This is a genomic window from Solilutibacter silvestris (genome assembly GCF_050574925.1).
GTDB classification, from domain to species: Bacteria; Pseudomonadota; Gammaproteobacteria; order Xanthomonadales; family Xanthomonadaceae; genus Solilutibacter; species Solilutibacter silvestris_A.
The window spans coordinates 140,848-157,673 of sequence record NZ_JBCMOO010000002.1 but is presented as its reverse complement, the minus strand read 5'-3'; the positions used below and the strand labels follow the sequence as shown (position 1 = coordinate 157,673).

The following is a 16,826-nucleotide window of genomic DNA, read 5'->3' as shown; positions in this document are numbered from 1 at the left end:
GTTCGTGGACGATCAGATCGACTGCATCCGGCCGCCGTCCACCGCAATGGACTGGCCATTGATGTAGCCACCGACCGGTGCGCACAGGAAGGCGATCAGGCCCGCCGGCTCCTCGGGTCGTGCGAAGCGTCGTGCCGGCACGCCCGACATCATGTCGGCGCGGATTTCGGCTTCGCTGGCGCCTTCCTTTGCCATACGCTCACGCACGATCTGGTCGATGCGTCCGGTCTCGGTGTAACCGGGCAAGACGTTGTTGACGGTGATGCCGTCCGCCGCCAGTTCGCGCGACAGCGTCTTGGCCCAGCTGGCGACCGCACCGCGCGTGGTGTTGGAAACGCCGAGGCCGGGAATCGGTTCGTACACGGACGTCGAGACGATATTGACGATGCGTCCGTACTTCGCCTCGCGCATGCCGGGGACGAGCGCCTGCGCCAGCGCCTGGTTGGCGAGCAGGTGCTTGGTGAAGGCATCGAGGAAGGCGCCGGCGTCGGCGTCGATGGCGCGACCACCAGGCGGTCCGCCGGTGTTGTTGATCAGGATGTGGACAGGGCCATGCGTGGCGAGTTCGTGTGCCTTTTCGCCGAGCCCGATGGTGTCGGCGGCATCCGCGACGATCAATCCATGATGCTGGCCGTTCGGTGTCGGCAATGTCCGCAGCACTTCTTCCAACGCCTCGCGGCGTCGCGCCAGAACCGTCACTTCGGCGCCGAGCGATGCCAATTCGTATGCCGAGGCGCGGCCAATGCCTTCGGAGGCGCCGCAGACCAGCACGCGCTTGCCGGAGAGGTCCAGATCCATGTCATGTCTCCTGATTGGGAGGTCAGGCGCGTGCGCCCAAGACTTGCACCATCAATGGCCGCAATGCGTCGTCGCTGATGGCGCGTGGCGGCGTCACTTCGCCGAGGCGAAAACCGCGGGCGAGCGCGTCATCTTCATCAAGTCCGTCAAAGGCGACGAATTCGGCGTCCATCAATGCGGCACGCGCCGTGTCCGGACTGTCGTAGGACAGGGTATTGCCGTCGGAATCGAGGACTTCCGCAGTGCCGGCTTCGCGCACGCGCAGGCGCGCCCACACCAGCGTGCGGCCCAAGCTGGCCAGCCACCATTCGTCGTGCTGGAGAGTGTCGTCGAGCATGTCAGACGCGTCCAAGTGCGGGGAACAGGATTGAAACCAGCCACAACAGGCCAGCCGCCAGCAATCCGCCGATGATCACCAGCAGTGCGACGCGCGCCGGCGTGGCGAGCCCGGTGAAGCTGCGATCGCGCACCTCCCGGTAGCGCCCGAGCAGCAGCCACGACAACGCCGTCGGATTGAGGAAGGAGAAGTCGCCGATGTGCCCGCGCAGGTCGGGATGGCGATCGCGCAGGTGCACCAGCGACAGCGGCCAAAAGATCACGAAGGCGCAGAAGCCGGCGATCGCGGTGGCGAGGAACAGCATGGCAAAGAACAGGAGCATAAATGGGGATATTTGCGATGGCGATTGATTTAAAATGTGATTTTCATCGCATATTTATAGGGCGATCAGGCATAGCATCCAAACTGCAGGGGGAATTCCAACAATACTTGGGGTGAGACATTATGAGAATGATGGTTCTGGCTGGGGTTGCATTGTTGGCAGTTGCATTGAATGTTCAGGCCGTCGGTCCGAACAAAGCAGCCGACGAGACACAATCCGGCGCGGTGAACCGCGCGCAAGACACTCAATACAAGGTAAAGCCTATCGTTCCGTTATGGCAAAAGGTGGAGCCTAGTAAAACTGGCAAGCAATTGGCATCGGCAAAACGTCCGGACTGTGGCTCCCAACTGACCAAGGAAGATTGTGATGCGCTTTGGTATTGCACCTGGACTGTGGATCGTTGCCATTTATGATGGTGTACTGATGTAACTGCAGTGGTAGAGAGATACATCTGATGTATCTCTTTACTTTTTCAGAACTCCGCGCTTCCCGGCGCACGCGGGTAGGCGATGGCATCGCGGATGTTACCGAGTCCGCAGACGTAGACCACCAGGCGTTCGAAGCCGAGGCCGAAGCCGGCGTGCGGCACGCTGCCGTAACGACGGAAGTCGCGGTACCAGCCGTAGTGCGCGGGGTCGAGGCCGAACTGCGCCATGCGCGCATCGAGCACGTCGAGGCGTTCCTCGCGCTGGCTGCCCCCGATGATTTCGCCGATGCCGGGCGCCAGCACGTCCATCGCGGCGACGGTCTTGCCGTCATCGTTGAGGCGCATGTAGAACGCCTTGATCTGTTCCGGATAGTTCATCACCACGACCGGGCGACCGACGTGTTCCTCGGTGAGCCAGCGTTCGTGTTCGGTCTGCAGGTCGAGGCCCCATTCCACAGGGAATTCGAACTTCTTGTTGGACGCCTGCAACAGCTTGATCGCCTCGCTGTAGTCGATGCGTTCGAATGGCGCGTTGATGAAGCCCTCGAGGCGGCTGATCGCGTCCTTCTGCACGCGTTCGGCGATGAAGGCCATGTCGTCGGCGCGTTCGTCGAGCACCGCGCGGAACAGGTACTTGAGGAATTCCTCGGCGAGGTTGGCGTCGTCGTTGAGGTCGGCGAAGGCGATCTCCGGCTCGATCATCCAGAACTCGGCGAGGTGGCGCGAGGTATTGCTGTTCTCGGCGCGGAAGGTCGGGCCGAAGGTGTAGACCTTGCTCAGGCTCAGGCAGTAGGCCTCGACGTTGAGCTGGCCGGACACGGTGAGGAAGGTTTCCTTGCCGAAGAAGTCGCGGCTGAAATCGACCTGGCCGTCCTTGCCGATGGGCAGGTTGGCCATGTCCAGCGTGGAGACGCGGAACATCTGGCCGGCGCCTTCGGCATCCGAGGTGGTGATGATCGGCGTCGAGATCCAGAAGAAGCCGCGCTCATGGAAGAAGCGGTGTACCGCCATCGCCAGCGTGTTGCGAATGCGGGTGACCGCACCGAACAGGTTGGTGCGCGGGCGCAGGTGGGCGACTTCGCGCAGGAATTCCGGCGACATCGGCTTGGGCTGGATCGGGTAGGTGAGGGGATCCTCGACCCAGCCGACCACTTCGATGGCATCCGCCTGGATCTCGAAGCCCTGGCCCTTGCCCTGCGATTTCACCAGCTTGCCGCTGGCGATCACCGCGCAGCCTGGGGTCAGGCGCTTGATGTCCTCGAAATTGGCCAGGCCATCGGACGCGACCGCCTGGATCGGGGCGAAGCAGGAGCCGTCGCTGACATTCACGAAGGCGAGGTTGGTCGAACCGCGCACCGTCCGCACCCAGCCGCGAACGCTTACCGCGCCGCCCTCGGGCAATTTGCCAGCCAACGCATCGGCCACCGAAGTCGTGGTCATGTCTTGAATCCCGCCTCGTCCAAACCTATCTAGAAGAAGCAAGTTTAAACGACGTTCGCCATTCATCCCGCTAGAATTGTCCCCATGATCACCCTCGCACCCGCCGCCCTCGAACGTGTCCGCAGCTATCTCGCCGCAGATCCCGGCAAGGCCGGCCTGCGCTTCGGCGTCCATCGCACCGGCTGTTCCGGCTGGGGCTACCGGATCGAGATGGCGGATGCCGCCGCCCCGGGCGACCACGATTTCGCCCAGCAGGGCGTGCATGTGCTGGTCGACGCCGACAGCCTGGCCCTGGTCGATGGCACCGAGATCGACTTCGTGAAGCAGGGCCTGAACGAGCAGTTCGTGTTCCGCAATCCCAACGTGAAGGGCGAGTGCGGCTGCGGCGAGAGCTTCACCACGGACGCCGACCGCGCCGGGTGAGCCAGGCGGTACGCGCCCGCTGGGCGCGGGGTCCCGCAAACCCTTGATTCATGCCATAATATCCAGCTCCCGCTCCTGCGGGGGCTTGCCCGAACGCGTCGGTTCTCCGATGGCCGAGGGCTTTCCGGCCGGCATCCCGCCGTCCGGTCATCCACAAGGAACCCACAATGCGTCATTACGAAGTCGTGTTCCTGGTCCATCCGGACCAGAGCGAACAAGTGCCGGGCATGATCGAGCGCAACAGCGCCGCGATCACGAATGCTGGTGGCAAGGTCCACCGCGTCGAAGATTGGGGCCGCCGCATGCTGGCCTATCCGATCAACAACCTGGTCAAGGCCCACTACGTCATGCTCAACATCGAGTGCGAGCAGGCGACGTTGAACGAACTGGTCGACGCCTTCCGCTTCAACGATGCGGTGCTGCGCCACCTCGTCATCGTGCGCGACGAAGCCGTGACCGAACAGTCCCTGATCATGAAGAACAAGGACGAGAAGGGCGACAAGCCCGAGCGCGGCGAACGCCGTCGCCGTGACGACGAAGGCGACGCCCAGGGCGATGCCGACGACACCGCCGAAGCCGCCTGAGGAGCACCCCCATGTCCAAGTTCTTCCGCCGCCGCAAGTTCTGCAAGTTCACCGCCGAAGGTGTCAAGGAGATCGATTACAAGGATCTCGGCACCCTGCGCCAGTACATCACCGAGAACGGCAAGATCATCCCGAGCCGCATCACCGGCACCAAGTCGCACTACCAGCGCCAGCTGGCGACTGCCGTGAAGCGCGCGCGCTTCCTGGCGCTGCTGCCGTACACCGACAACCACGACGTCTGATCCATCCGGACAGCATTTGCTGCGATCCCCGATCGCTAACGGAGATATCCAAATGAAGCTCATCCTCCTGCAGAAAGTGCAGAACCTCGGCGTTCTCGGCGACACCGTGACCGTGAAGCCGGGCTACGGCCGCAACTACCTGGTGCCGCAGGGCAAGGCCGTGCCGGCCACCGCTGCCAACCTGGAACAGTTCGAAGCCAAGCGCGCCGAATACGAAGCCAAGGCCAAGGCCGTCCATGACGAAGCCGAAAGCCGCCGCGCCAAGCTCGAAGGCCAGAGCGTGACCGTGAAGTCGCACGCCTCGGCCGAAGGCAAGCTGTACGGTTCGGTGACCCCGCGCGACATCGCCGAAGCCCTGACTGCCGCCGGCCATCCGGTGCAGAAGAGCGAAGTGGTGCTGGGCGAAGGCCCGCTGCGCCACGTCGGCGAGTTCGACGTGATGGTGCATTTCGCCGCTGGCGTCGAGACGCCGGTCAAGGTGATCGTCGAAGCCGAAGCCGCCTGATCCTGCTCCGCTGCGACATCGAAACGGGCGCTTCGGCGCCCGTTTTTGTTGGTGTCGTCGCAGCTGGTGAGATCTGCACGGGTTATCCAGCAGATATCCACGGGATCGTACGGGTTATCCACAGCATGTCCCCGCGAACACCACAATATTCCCCCCGGGTTTTGCGTAGCAGTCGGACCGGGTCCGTGATTAGATGGATCCTTCGACCCTTCATCCACCCCTATCGATCGGTGCGGGCAGCTTGATGCCTGCAGAGAGAGGTTTTGCCCCGATGTCGTCGCGCCCGCGTTTCACCCGCCAGGACAGTCAATCCGATCCGCGCGTCGAGCATTTGCGGATACCGCCGCAGTCGGTGGAGGCGGAGCAGGCGGTGCTGGGCGGCCTGATGCTGGTGCCGGAGTCGTTCGATCGCGTCGCCGACGTCCTCACCGAACGCGATTTCTATCGCCGCGATCACCAGCAGATCTATCGCGCGATCCGCGAGCTGAGCGAGAAGGGCAAGCCCTTCGATGCGGTGACACTGGGCGAATGGTTCGAATCGACCGGGCAATCGGAACTGGTCGCCGGCGGCGCCTACCTGATCGAACTCGCCAGCACCACGCCATCGGCGGCGAACATCCGCGCCTATGCCGACATCGTGCGCGACAAGGCGGTGTTGCGGCAGTTGATCGACGTCGGTTCGGACATCGTCAACGACGCCTTCCAGCCGGAAGGGCGCGACAGTGCCGAGATCCTCGCCAAGGCCGAACAGGAAGTGTTCAAGATCGCCGAGGCGGGCAGCCGCGGTCGCGAGGATTTCGTGCCGGTGTTGCGCGCCCTGAACGAAGCCGTGGACGTGTTGCAGGAACGCAGCGATCGCGGTGGCGGCATCACCGGCCTGCCGACCGGCTATGTCGAATTCGACGAGATGACCGCCGGCCTGCAGCCGACCGACCTGGTCATCCTCGCCGCGCGCCCGTCGATGGGCAAGACCACGCTGGCGCTCAACATGTGCGAATACGCCGCGTTCAAGAGCAAGAAGGCCGTCGCGGTGTTCTCGATGGAAATGTCGGCCAGCCAGTTGGCGATGCGCCTGATTTCCTCGGTCGGGCGCGTCAACGCCACGCGCCTGCGCACCGGCCAGCTCGAGGACGAGGACTGGGCGCGCGTGACCCACGCGGTGAGCATGCTGCGCCACGCCAAGATCTTCATCGACGACACGCCGGCGCTGTCGCCCGACGTGCTGCGTTCCAAGGCGCGTCGACTCAAGCGCGAGCACGATCTCGGCCTGATCATGATCGACTACCTGCAGCTGATGGCGGTGCCCGGCAACAGCGAGAACCGCGCCACCGAAATCTCGGAAATTTCCCGCAGCCTCAAGGCGCTGGCCAAGGAGTTGAACGTGCCGGTGATCGCGCTCAGCCAGCTCAACCGCTCGCTGGAAACGCGTACCGACAAGCGTCCGGTGATGGCCGACCTGCGCGAATCGGGCGCCATCGAGCAGGACGCCGACCTGATCACCTTCATCTACCGCGACGATTACTACAACAAGGAAAATTCGCCGGACAAGGGCCTGGCCGAAGTGATCATCGGCAAGCAGCGTAACGGCCCAACCGGGTCGGTCAAGCTGAAGTTCTTCGGCGAATACACGAGGTTCGACAACCTCGCGCACGACAACATCGGAAGTTTCGAATAAGGCAGCCTGCGTTACAGCGGCTGGCCGAAATACAGGGTGTGTCCCTGGTCGTCCTCGACCACGAATTCGCGTGTCTGCCAGTCGGTGTCGTGGACATCCGAGACCAATGCGACGCCGCGCTCGCGCAGCGTTCCGGCGAGTGCGCGGACATCGTCGACTTCGAAGTAGAGATGGAAGTGCCCGTGTTCGCGCACATCGTGGATGGATGGATCGCGTTCGTCCACGTGCTTGAGATGGAGGATGCGGTCCCCGGAGCGAATCCCGGCATAGAAGTCCTGGTAGCGGAATTCCAGGGTCATCCCGAGTTTCGAGGTGTAGAAGTCGATGCTGCGCTCGAGGTCGGTGGTGCGCAGTTGGGCGATGATGTTGCGGATGGTCATGGCGCCCGTCCGTGAAGCAGGTCGGTCACCAGGATCCCGTTGATGGTCATGCCGGCCAGGTTGGCATTGGAAATCTCGACGTTGCGGAAGTCGATATTGGCGAACTTCGCACCCTTGAACGAGACGTTCGAGAACGATGCATCGGCAAGTGCGACATCGTCGAAGGAGGATGATCGCAAGTTCACATCGTGGAAACGTGCGCCTGCAAGCGAGGTCGATTCGAATTTCGGTTGTTCATCGGGCATGGCGGAATTGCTTCTTTGCTCCGGCCATTGCCTGAATATGACGCAGACGTCGGTCTTGTCGAGGACGCCGAATTCGCGTGCGCCCCATGGCTTGAGCGTGATCGTGGCGCCGTTGCGATGGAGCAGGTGAGGTGCGCGAAAGGAAATTTCCGCGAACAACGCATCGATGGTGTCGGTCTCGATCGCGATTTCCGGGCGGTCCTTCGCGGCGAACTCCGGGCTTTCGACCAGGTAGGCCTTGGCGCCGTCGCGGGCGACCACGGCGAGATCGTCGTCCTGGTGAAGTACTTTGAAGCCAAGTCCGGAGACGAACAGGTCGAGTCCGTCCTGCAGGTGGTTGTAGAAGACCTTGGGAATCAGGTTGATGAGCATGGCGATCTCCGTGGATGCTTGGTCGTGGAATCAGGTGTCGTCTTCGGCGGCGTCTTCGTCGCGGTCGAGCGCGATCAGCGCAGCAAGGCTGCGACGCAGTTGTGCGATCTGCGCGCCGCCAATCCTCTCCGCGAGTTGCGCATCGATACGTTCGCGGGCAGCGGCCTGGACCGCCGCCGCGGCACGGCCGCGCGCAGTGAGGCCGACCACGAGCCGGCGTCGATCCTGCGGATCCTCGCTGCGTTCGAGGTAGCCGCGCAGCACCAGGGTATCGACCAGCTGGCCGGCCGACTGCTTGGAGATGCGCAGGCTGCGGATCAGTTCCGACAACGGCACGTCACGCTGCTCGCCGAGGGCGAGGCCACCGACCACGTACAGGCCGTTCTTGGGAATGTCGCCGTATCCGCCGTCTTCCAGCGCCTGGCGCATGGCGCTGCCGTAGGTGTTGCGGGCGTGCCGCAACAGCGCGGGGATGGCGACGATGTCGTACCAGGGCGTCTCGGGCATGACTGAAAGTCCATTAGATTGATAGTAAAAATAATTTACCAATTGGCGATTGTCAAATGACGCCTGAAGTCCCTCATCCATGGCGACGATTCTTCTGGCCGCATTCACGTCGGCGTGATGGAATATCGCCATGACCACGCCGTTCACCCAGCGCCCGACCCATATCGACGTCGATCTCGATGCGATCAGCCACAACCTGCGGGCGATCGCCAGTCATGTCGGCGTGCCGGTGATGGGGATCGTCAAGGCCAATGCCTATGGCCATGGGTTGGTGCCGGTGGCCCGTCATCTGGTGGCGCAGGGCGTCGATCAGTTGGGCGTCGCCTTCGTGGAAGAGGGCATCGCGTTGCGGCAGGCCGGGATCAAGGCGCCGATCCTCGTGCTCGGAGGCATTTTCGGTCCGCAGGTGGCGCGGTTCCTCGAACACGATCTCGAGATCACGGTGTCGTCGCTGGACAAGCTGCGCCAGGTCGAGGCCGCCGCGCAGACGGCGGGGCGCAAGGCGGTGGTGCACCTCAAGGTCGATACCGGGATGGAACGCATCGGCGTCCACAGCGAGAGCGCGGCGCCGTTGATCGAGGCCGCGGTGGCGTCTTCGTGGTGCACGATCAAGGGCGTGTATTCGCATCTGGCGTGCTCGGATGATCCGCAGTCCCCGATGACGCGCGTGCAACTCGAGCGTTTCCTCGCCGCGTGCGCGCATTTCGAGCGCATCGGTGCCCCGATGCCGATCCGCCATCTCGCCAATTCCGGGGGCGTGCTGCACTTCCCGGAAACATGGCTCGACATGGTGCGCCCCGGCATCATCCTTTACGGCGTGTCCCCGGGCGAAAGCGCGCGTCCGCCCTTCGAACTGCAACCGGCGCTGTCGCTGCTTTCGCAAGTCGTCTACTTCAAGGTGGTGAAGGCAGGACGCACGGTGAGCTATGGGGCGACCTGGACCGCGCCCCACGATACCCGCGTGGTGACGGTGCCGATCGGCTATGGCGATGGTTATTCGCGTGGATTGTCATCGCGTGGCGAAGTGCTGATCCGCGGTCAGCGCCATCCCATCGTCGGGCGCGTGTGCATGGACCAGTTCATGGTCGATCTTGGGCCGCAGGGCAGTGCCTGGAACGAGGACGAAGTCGTGCTGATCGGCTACCAGGGCGGCAACGCGATCCGTTGCCAGGACGTTGCCGATTGGGCAGGGACGATTCCCTACGAAATCCTGGTTGGCTTGAACGAACGCATTCCGCGCGAATACCGCGGCGGTTGAATCGCGATCACGGCGTCTTCGCCGGCGGCGCTGCCAGCAGAGGTTGCAGGTCGGCCGGAATCGTCGCGTCGGGATAGCGCGTCCTGTATTCCTGCAGGCTGCCGCGGGCGCCATCGCGATCGCCCTGGGCCATCAGCTCCCGGATGCGCTTGAGCCAGTCGTTGCGCACGCTGGTGTCCTGCACGGTTGCCGGCGGGCGCGCGTCGTAGCCGTTCTCGGTATCGGCCGTGGCCGCGGCCTTCGCGCGCATCGCGTTGACCGTGACGGGGGTGGATTTCGGCTGTTCGCGCGGTTTGACCGCGCCTTCGGCGGAAGCCGCCGCAGGCGCGGCTTCCATCGATTGCACGGGCGGCGGCGGTGGTGGTGCGGGAGGCGCAGGCGGCGCGGGTGGCGGCGCCAGCACGGGTGCAACGGCGGCTGGCGCCGGGGCAGAGTAGGACACGGCATCGTTCGCGGACGAAACGATGGGCGGCGGTGGTGTCGGCGGCATGGCACGCGCCGATGCCGGGCGCGGCGGTTGCGGCGGAAGGACGACTTCCTTGGGTAGTGGCACTGCGGCGGCATCTTCTGCGCTCGCCTTGTCGCTGACGGAATCCGCTGCGGCGTTCGCGCGCTCCTGTGGTGCCGGAGGCGCCTCGACAAGAGGCTTGGACGCAGGCAGCGGAACAGGGGCGGGTGCTGCCGCGTGTTGGCCGCGTTGCACATGCGACGGCCACAGCTGCCAGGCCAGTCCTGCCGCGAGCACGCACACCGCGGCGGCGCTGGCATAGCCGGGCAGCCCGCGGTACCAGGGCGCCGGGCGACGTCCGCCGCCCGCCGTGCGCGCCATCGCCAGGATGCGCGCGTCGAGATCGGGCGCAGGCTCGCCATGCGGCGGCAGGCGGCGCAGCTGCGCGGCCAGTGCGCGTTCTTCGGCGTCCAGTGGTGCGTCTTCGTGGCGCTTCATGGCTTCATCTCCACCCGCAACTTGTCCATGGCGTAACGCAGCCTGGATTTCACGGTTTCCCGGCCCACGCCGGTGATGGTGGCGATTTCCTCCAGTGTCAGTTCCTGTTCCAGTCGCAATGCGACCACTTCGCGTTGTTCGCGCGGCAATGTCTCGAGCGCGAGCTGCAAGCGCCGGCGCTGCTCGAATTCGGAAACCGTCCGTTCCGGCGTGTCCTGGTCGGGGATCGCGGCAACGCGCTCCTCGGCATCGATGGGGGCGGCCGGGCGATGGCGGCGCGCGCGCCAGTAGTCGTTGATGCGATGGTGCGCGATCTGGTACAGCCAGCCGCTGAACGAGCCGCTCGGCCGCCAGCCGTTGCGGGCGCCGATCACGCGCTGCCAGACGTCCTGGAACAGCTCGTCGGTGGCGGCGCGATCACGCAACAGGCGCAGGATGTAACGGTACAGGCCGGCGCGGTGGCGGCTGTACAACAGTTCGAATGCACGCTGATCGCCCGTGGCATAGGCGGTCATGAGCGCATTGTCGTCGGGCTCGTTGGGCACGCCATCCATCAGCCATAGGATAACGGTTGCGCGCGATGTTGCCGTGCAGGCCTCCATGCCGTTACAAACGGCCGGGCACGGGAAACGGGGTTGCACTGGTGAACGGGCAATGCCGGGGTACTCTATCCCCATCATGAACGCCGCCATCCTCCCAGAGGCTTCGGTCCTGCCCACGCAGTGGGCCGGCCTGCGTTCGCACTCGGCGGTCCGCGGCCTGCTGGAATCCCTGCATGCGCTGGTCCCCCAAGACGTGACCCTGGCGCTGGCCTGGCGCGATGCCCAGGGCAGCAGCGATGTCGAAGCGTTCGGTCCGCGCGAGGCATTGGCGCGCGGTGCCGCGGTGGATGCGTTGTCCGGCAAGGACAACGATGGCCATTGCCTGCAGGCCCGGCTGGACGACAGCGTGCCCTACGTCTTGCTGGCGCATCCGCGGGGGCGGGTGGAAGCGCCGGGATCGGAATGGATGGACGTGATCCATTCGGCGATCCATGCGACGCTGACGCGACTGCTCGCCGATTCCCGCGTCCAGGTGCTGTCGGAGGCGCATCGCATCCAGCGCGCGCTGTGCCGCATCTCGGAGTTGTCGCAATCAGGACTCGACCTGCGCACCACGCTCGAGCGCATCCACGACGAAGTGGCGGGACTGATCTACGCCCAGAACATCCTGATCATGCTGTGGGATCGCAGCAACGACGAAATCCGCATTCCGTATTTCGTCGACCAGGTCGACCACTGGCCGGTGCACGAGGGCGCGTTGCCGCTCTCCAGCCTGAAAAACAGCCTGACCGTGCGGATGATGCAGAAGGGCGAGCCGATGATGGGGCCGTCGAGCGCGCTGGCGGCGCAATTTGGCATCGCCGAGGACGAGGGCATCGGCCCGGCCAGCCTGTCGTGGTTGGGCGTGCCGATGGTGAGCGATGGCGAGGTGCGCGGCGCGGTGGTGGTGCAGAGCTACGACCGCCCCAACCGCTACACGCGTGAGTCCGCAGAGGTGCTGGCCTACGTCGCGCAGCATATCGGGATCGTGCTCGATCGCCGCGACGCCAAGGTCGGGCTTGAAGACCAGGTGGCGCAGCGCACGCGCGAATTGCGCGACGCCAATGCGATGCTGGAACTGGAAATCCAGGAGCGCAAGCGCGCCGAACGCCTGCAGGCGGCGCTGTTCCGCATCAGCGAAATGTCGTCGAGCCAGGGCGACGGCTGGAATTTCTACAGCGGCGTGCACGCCGTGCTCGATGAACTGATCGACAGCCGCAACTTCTTCATCGCCTTGGTGAGCGAGGATCCCGGCTTCCTCGACTTCGTCTACGTCGCCGACGAACTCGACGATATCCCGGCGCGCGTTTCGCGAGGTCGCGGCGTCGCCGATTACGTCGTCAACAACGGCCGGCCACTGCTCCTGGATGAAGCGACCCTGCTGCGATTGCAGCGCGATGGCCTGATCGACGTGCGCGGGCAGATGGCGGTGTCGTGGCTGGGCGTGCCGCTGCTGCGCAACGGGATCCCGGTGGGGGTGATGGCGATCCAGAGCTATCGCGACGACGTCCGCTTCGGTGCCCAGGACATGGAGTTGCTGTCGTTCGCGGCGCAGCATGTCTCGGTGGCGCTGGAGCGACGCGGCCTGTTGCAGGAACTGGAAGGCCACGTCCGCGATCGCACCCGCGAACTGGCCGAAACCAATCGCACGTTGCTGGCGGAAATCGGCGAACGCATCCGCGTCGAACAACGGCTGCAGTACCAGGCGAGCCACGACGGCCTGACCGGATTGCCGAATCGCCAGCAGTTGCTCGAACGCCTGCAGCTCAACATGCTGACCTCGCGCGGCTCGGTCGACATGCCGGGATTCGCGGTGCTCTATCTCGACCTCGACCAGTTCAAGCTGATCAACGACAGCATGGGCCACGCCGCCGGCGACGAGATGCTGGTGCAGGTGGCCAAGCGCATCCGCGGCCAGCTCGGTCCGCACGACCTGGTGGCGCGCCTGGGGGGCGATGAATTCGCGGTGCTCGCCGAATTGGTATCTGGCGTCGACGAGGTCGTCGCGCTGGCCGAACGCATCATCAAGGCGTTCGAGACGCCGATCTTCGTCCACGATCGCGAACTGTTCCCATCCACCAGCGTTGGCATCGCGATGTGGCGTCCCGGCTACGAGTCGGGCGAGGAAATCCTGCGCGACGCCGACGCCGCGATGTATCGCGCCAAGGCCAACGGCCGCTCGCAGGCGATGGTGTTCGACGAGGCGATGCGCGCGGAATCGCTGCGCCTGCTCGATCTCGAGGCCGACCTCCGGCGTTCGATCAATGCCGATGCGTTCGACGTCCACCTGCAACCGATCGTGCATCTCGGCAACGGTCGCGTCGTCGGCCACGAGGCGCTGGTGCGCTGGCGCCATGAAACACAGGGCTTGCTCGCCCCGAGCGCCTTCATCGGCGTCGGCGAGGACAGCGGGTTGGTCCGCGAGATCGACTGGCTGGTCTATCGCAAGGTCGCGGAGTGGATGGCGGGATCGCGCACCAAGGGCTACGTGTCGATCAACGTGTCCCCGCTGCATTTCCGTTCGCCGGAATTCGCCGCGCGCCTGCTGTCGACGCTCGACGCCGCCGGCGCCGATCCGGCGCGCCTGCGCATCGAAGTCACCGAAGCCTCGTTGCTCGAAGACAGCGGCCGCACCCTGGAGCAGCTCAACCAGCTGAAGTCGCGCGGCGTGCTGGCGATGCTCGACGATTTCGGCACCGGATTCTCCGCGCTCTCGTACCTGCGCAGTTTTCCCTTCCATGCCCTGAAGATCGATCGCAGCTTCGTCGCCGGCCTGCAGGATTCCAGTCGCGGCGAAAGCGAGGCGCTGGTGCGCGCGATCGTGTCGCTGGCCGATGGCCTCGGCATCGACTGCATCGCCGAAGGCGTGGAAACCCGCCAGCAGCGCGAATGCCTGCGCGAGGAAGGCTGCCAGTACGGACAGGGCTTCCTGTTCGGCCGGCCGCAGGCGCTGACCGCGCTCGGCGCGAAGAACGGGTGACTCAGGACTTGATGACGAGCAGCCTGCGCTCGGTCATGTCCTCAATGGCGTAACGCACGCCCTCGCGTCCCAGTCCCGACGCCTTGACGCCGCCATAGGGCATGTTGTCGACGCGGATGCTCGGCACGTCGCCGACGATCACGCCGCCGACTTCGAGACGATCCCAGGCGCACATGGCGTGGTCGAGGCGGGCGGTGAACACGCCGGCCTGCAGCCCGAAATCGCTGGCGTTGGCGCGGTCGAGGGCGTCGTCGAAATCGCCGAAGGTTTCGAGCATCGCCACCGGACCGAAGGCTTCGCGCTTGTAGAGGTCGCAGCCGTGGGGCACGTCTTCGAGCAGGGTCGCCGCGATCATCCGGCCGTTGCGCTTGCCGCCGGCGAGTCGCTTGGCGCCACGCTTCACCGCGTCGTCGATCCAGGATTCGATGCGGTCGGCGGCGCCGTCATCGACCACCGGGCCGATGAAGGTGCGTTCGTCGCGCGGATCGCCCATCTTCAAGCCCTTCACCGCTTCCGTGAGCTTCTTGCGCAGCGGCTTGGCGATGTCCTTGTGGACGAAGATGCGCTGCACGCTGATGCAACTCTGGCCGCTCTGGTAATAGGCGCCGAAGACCAGGCGTTGCACCACCGCATCGAGATCGATGCCGGGATCGGCGTCGACGATGCAGGCGGCATTGCCGCCGAGTTCCAGCACCACTTTCTTGCGGCCGGCACGCGCCTTCAGGTCCCAACCGATCAGGCCGCCGGTGAACGACAGCAGGGCGATGCGCGGATCCTCGACCAGCAGGCCGGCATCATCGTTGGAGCAGGGCAGGATCGAGAACGCGCCTTTCGGCAGGTTAGTTTCGGCCAGGACTTCGCCGATGATCAGCGCGCCGATTGGAGTCTTCGGCGCCGGTTTCAGCACGAACGGGCAGCCCGCGGCGATCGCCGGGGCAACCTTGTGCGCAACGAGGTTCAGCGGGAAATTGAAGGGCGTGATGAAGGCGCAGGCGCCGATCGGCACCCGCTTGACCATGCCGCGATAGCCGCGCGCGCGTTCGGACACGTCGAGCTCGATCACTTCGCCGTCGCCGCGCGTGGCTTCGCCGGCAGCGATCCGGAAGGTATCGATCAGGCGCAGCACTTCGCCGCGGGCGTCGTGGATCGGCTTGCCCGCTTCGATGCACAGGGCAAGCGCCAGCTCTTCCTGGCGTTCCTGGAAGCGGCGCACGCAATGTTCCAGCACGTCGCGGCGCGCATCCGGCGGGAACGCAGCCATCGCCTCGCGCGCCTTGTGCGCGGAGGCGATGCCCTTGCGCACCGTCGCGGCGTCGGCGAAGGCGATGCGGGTGGCGCGCTTGCCGGAATATTTGTCCAGGACCTCAAGGTCGGTATTGGCGGCGACCGGGCGATTGGCGAGGTAGTAGGGATACGACTTCCGCAGCATGGTCAGGACTCCGTGGCTGGGGGAAGGATGGCGTCGACCTGCAGTGCGAGCTCGCCGTCGTGCAGGCGGGCGCGGATGCGATCTCCTGGCGACACTTGCGCGATCGATTGCACGGGAACACCGTTCCCATCGCTGAGGATGGCGTAGCCACGGGCCACGGTGGCCAGGGGACTGACCGCGTGCAGGGCGCGCACCGCAGAGCGCAGGCGCAGGGTTTCCTGTTGCAACTGGCGGGCGACCGCCAGTCGCGGGCGCTGGCCGATTGCAGCGAGGCGTTCGCGCAGGTGCTGCAGGCGCAGTTGCGGATGACGCGCGCGCAGCACCGCCTGGGCGTGGCGCAACCGCGCGCGATCGCGTTCGCTAGAACGCTGCCAGGCCGCGTTCAATCGCTGTCCGAGTTGCAGCTGGCGCAATGCCAGCGCGTGCAGGCGTGCCGCCGGTTTTTGCGCATCGAGCTTCAGCCAGGCGCGATCGAGCCGTTGTGCGAGATCGCGCAAGCGTTGTTGCTGGCGTTCGCGCAGGCGACGTTCCAGCGACGCCAATCGTCGCTGCAGGTCGCCACGATCCAGGCTCAGCAGTTCCGCCGCGGCCGAAGGCGTGGCGGCGCGGACATCGGCGGCGAAATCGGCGAGGCTGACATCGCTCTCGTGACCGACCGCCGAGACCACCGGTACCGCACTCGCGGCGATCGCGCGCGCCAGCACTTCCTCGTTGAAGGCCCAGAGGTCTTCCAGCGAACCGCCGCCACGGGTCACGAGCAAGGCGTCGTAGCGTCCGCTTTCGCCGGCGCGCTTCACCGTGTCGGCGATCTGCGCGGCCGCGCCGGTGCCTTGCACCGGTACCGGCAGGATCTCCACCGGCAACAAGGGGAAACGCCGGCCGAGCACGCTCAGCACGTCGTGGACGGCGGCACCGCCTGGCGAGGTGATCACGCCGAGCCGACGCACGAAGCGTGGCAGCGGGCGCTTGTGCGACTGGTCGAACAATCCTTCGGCTTGCAGCTTCTGGCGCAATTCCTCGAAGGCACGGCGCAGCGCGCCTTCGCCGGCTTCTTCCAGCGAATCGAGGATCAGCTGGTAGTCGCCGCGCGCCTCGTACAGGGTGAGGCGGCCGCGCGCCAGCACCATCAGGCCTTCGCGCGGCTGGAAGCGCAGCCATTGGCTCTTGGGCCGGAACAGCGCGCAACGGATCTGGGCGCGGGCATCCTTCAGGGTGAAATAGAGATGGCCGGAGGCGGGGCGCGAGACGTTGCCGAGCTCGCCCTCGACGTTCACCACCGGGAATGTGTCTTCCAGCAGGTTGCGCGCCAGCGTGTTGAGCTGGCTGGGTGTGAGGACATCATCGCGGCGGTCATCCATCCACGTCAGGATAACGG

General features: G+C 65.2%; 19 protein-coding genes. 8 read left to right on the top strand and 11 right to left on the bottom strand.

Annotated elements, in window-relative coordinates; genetic code table 11:
• Nucleotides 1-12: 12 nt before the first annotated feature.
• From ABE093_RS01240 to ABE093_RS01230, 3 genes are read right to left on the bottom strand one after another with little or no spacing between them, the layout of a single operon-like run.
• On the bottom strand, nt 13-798 hold the full coding sequence (locus tag ABE093_RS01240; protein WP_430759044.1) for an SDR family oxidoreductase: 786 nt from the start codon (nt 796-798) through the stop codon (nt 13-15).
• A 22-nt stretch (nt 799-820) separates the two neighbouring features.
• The gene (locus ABE093_RS01235) at nt 821-1,135 is read right to left on the bottom strand and encodes a hypothetical protein (RefSeq protein WP_430759043.1); all 315 of its coding nucleotides are present in this window, start codon (nt 1,133-1,135) and stop codon (nt 821-823) included.
• Nucleotide 1,136: 1 nt separating this feature from the next.
• Nucleotides 1,137-1,457, bottom strand: coding sequence for a hypothetical protein (locus ABE093_RS01230; RefSeq protein ID WP_430759042.1), 321 nt, complete (start codon nt 1,455-1,457; stop codon nt 1,137-1,139).
• Between the two features lie 128 nt (nt 1,458-1,585).
• On the opposite strand from ABE093_RS01230, the gene ABE093_RS01225 reads away from it, so the two are divergent.
• The gene (locus ABE093_RS01225; protein WP_430759041.1) at nt 1,586-1,870 is read left to right on the top strand and encodes a hypothetical protein; all 285 of its coding nucleotides are present in this window, start codon (nt 1,586-1,588) and stop codon (nt 1,868-1,870) included.
• 59 nt (nt 1,871-1,929) lie between these two features.
• On the opposite strand, the gene asnS is transcribed toward ABE093_RS01225, so the two are convergent.
• Nucleotides 1,930-3,324 (bottom strand): asparagine--tRNA ligase, encoded by a 1,395-nt coding sequence (gene asnS / locus ABE093_RS01220; RefSeq protein ID WP_430759040.1) that lies wholly within the window; start codon nt 3,322-3,324, stop codon nt 1,930-1,932.
• Nucleotides 3,325-3,408: 84 nt separating this feature from the next.
• Here asnS and ABE093_RS01215 point away from each other — a divergent pair, with 84 nt between their 5' ends.
• From ABE093_RS01215 to ABE093_RS01195, 5 genes are all read left to right on the top strand, one after another.
• A complete protein-coding gene (locus tag ABE093_RS01215) occupies nt 3,409-3,747 on the top strand; it encodes a HesB/IscA family protein (protein WP_430759039.1) in 339 nt (112 codons plus the stop codon).
• 167 nt (nt 3,748-3,914) lie between these two features.
• The gene (gene rpsF / locus ABE093_RS01210; RefSeq protein ID WP_430759038.1) at nt 3,915-4,331 is read left to right on the top strand and encodes a 30S ribosomal protein S6; all 417 of its coding nucleotides are present in this window, start codon (nt 3,915-3,917) and stop codon (nt 4,329-4,331) included.
• Between the two features lie 11 nt (nt 4,332-4,342).
• Nucleotides 4,343-4,573 (top strand): 30S ribosomal protein S18, encoded by a 231-nt coding sequence (gene rpsR / locus ABE093_RS01205; protein ID WP_430759037.1) that lies wholly within the window; start codon nt 4,343-4,345, stop codon nt 4,571-4,573.
• Between the two features lie 52 nt (nt 4,574-4,625).
• Entirely contained in the window at nt 4,626-5,078 is a 453-nt protein-coding gene (rplI, locus tag ABE093_RS01200; protein WP_430759036.1) for a 50S ribosomal protein L9, read from the top strand.
• A gap of 244 nt (nt 5,079-5,322) precedes the next feature.
• Nucleotides 5,323-6,753 (top strand): replicative DNA helicase, encoded by a 1,431-nt coding sequence (locus tag ABE093_RS01195; RefSeq protein ID WP_430759035.1) that lies wholly within the window; start codon nt 5,323-5,325, stop codon nt 6,751-6,753.
• An 11-nt stretch (nt 6,754-6,764) separates the two neighbouring features.
• Here the strand turns inward: ABE093_RS01195 and ABE093_RS01190 are convergent, their stop codons facing one another.
• The 3 genes from ABE093_RS01190 to ABE093_RS01180 are packed head-to-tail and all read right to left on the bottom strand — an operon-like array spanning nt 6,765 to nt 8,257.
• Nucleotides 6,765-7,133 (bottom strand): VOC family protein, encoded by a 369-nt coding sequence (locus ABE093_RS01190; protein WP_430759034.1) that lies wholly within the window; start codon nt 7,131-7,133, stop codon nt 6,765-6,767.
• Entirely contained in the window at nt 7,130-7,750 is a 621-nt protein-coding gene (locus ABE093_RS01185) for a pentapeptide repeat-containing protein (protein ID WP_430759033.1), read from the bottom strand. Before ABE093_RS01185 ends, ABE093_RS01190 begins: the two co-directional genes overlap by 4 nt.
• Nucleotides 7,751-7,780: 30 nt before the next feature.
• Nucleotides 7,781-8,257, bottom strand: coding sequence for a MarR family winged helix-turn-helix transcriptional regulator (locus ABE093_RS01180; protein ID WP_430759032.1), 477 nt, complete (start codon nt 8,255-8,257; stop codon nt 7,781-7,783).
• A 130-nt stretch (nt 8,258-8,387) separates the two neighbouring features.
• Between ABE093_RS01180 and alr the strand changes: the two genes are divergently transcribed.
• Entirely contained in the window at nt 8,388-9,515 is a 1,128-nt protein-coding gene (gene alr / locus ABE093_RS01175; protein ID WP_430759031.1) for an alanine racemase, read from the top strand.
• Nucleotides 9,516-9,522: 7 nt separating this feature from the next.
• Here the strand turns inward: alr and ABE093_RS01170 are convergent, their stop codons facing one another.
• Both ABE093_RS01170 and ABE093_RS01165 read right to left on the bottom strand, forming a co-directional pair.
• The gene (locus ABE093_RS01170) at nt 9,523-10,461 is read right to left on the bottom strand and encodes a hypothetical protein (protein ID WP_430759030.1); all 939 of its coding nucleotides are present in this window, start codon (nt 10,459-10,461) and stop codon (nt 9,523-9,525) included.
• Nucleotides 10,458-11,015 (bottom strand): RNA polymerase sigma factor, encoded by a 558-nt coding sequence (locus ABE093_RS01165; protein ID WP_430759029.1) that lies wholly within the window; start codon nt 11,013-11,015, stop codon nt 10,458-10,460. The genes ABE093_RS01170 and ABE093_RS01165 overlap by 4 nt, the downstream gene beginning before the upstream one ends.
• A 124-nt stretch (nt 11,016-11,139) precedes the next feature.
• Between ABE093_RS01165 and ABE093_RS01160 the strand changes: the two genes are divergently transcribed.
• On the top strand, nt 11,140-14,022 hold the full coding sequence (locus tag ABE093_RS01160) for a sensor domain-containing phosphodiesterase (RefSeq protein WP_430759028.1): 2,883 nt from the start codon (nt 11,140-11,142) through the stop codon (nt 14,020-14,022).
• 1 nt (nt 14,023) lies between these two features.
• Here ABE093_RS01160 and ABE093_RS01155 read toward each other — a convergent pair whose 3' ends face one another.
• Entirely contained in the window at nt 14,024-15,451 is a 1,428-nt protein-coding gene (locus ABE093_RS01155; protein WP_430759027.1) for an aldehyde dehydrogenase family protein, read from the bottom strand.
• A 2-nt stretch (nt 15,452-15,453) separates the two neighbouring features.
• Entirely contained in the window at nt 15,454-16,809 is a 1,356-nt protein-coding gene (gene xseA / locus ABE093_RS01150) for an exodeoxyribonuclease VII large subunit (RefSeq protein ID WP_430759026.1), read from the bottom strand.
• Nucleotides 16,810-16,826: the final 17 nt, after the last annotated feature.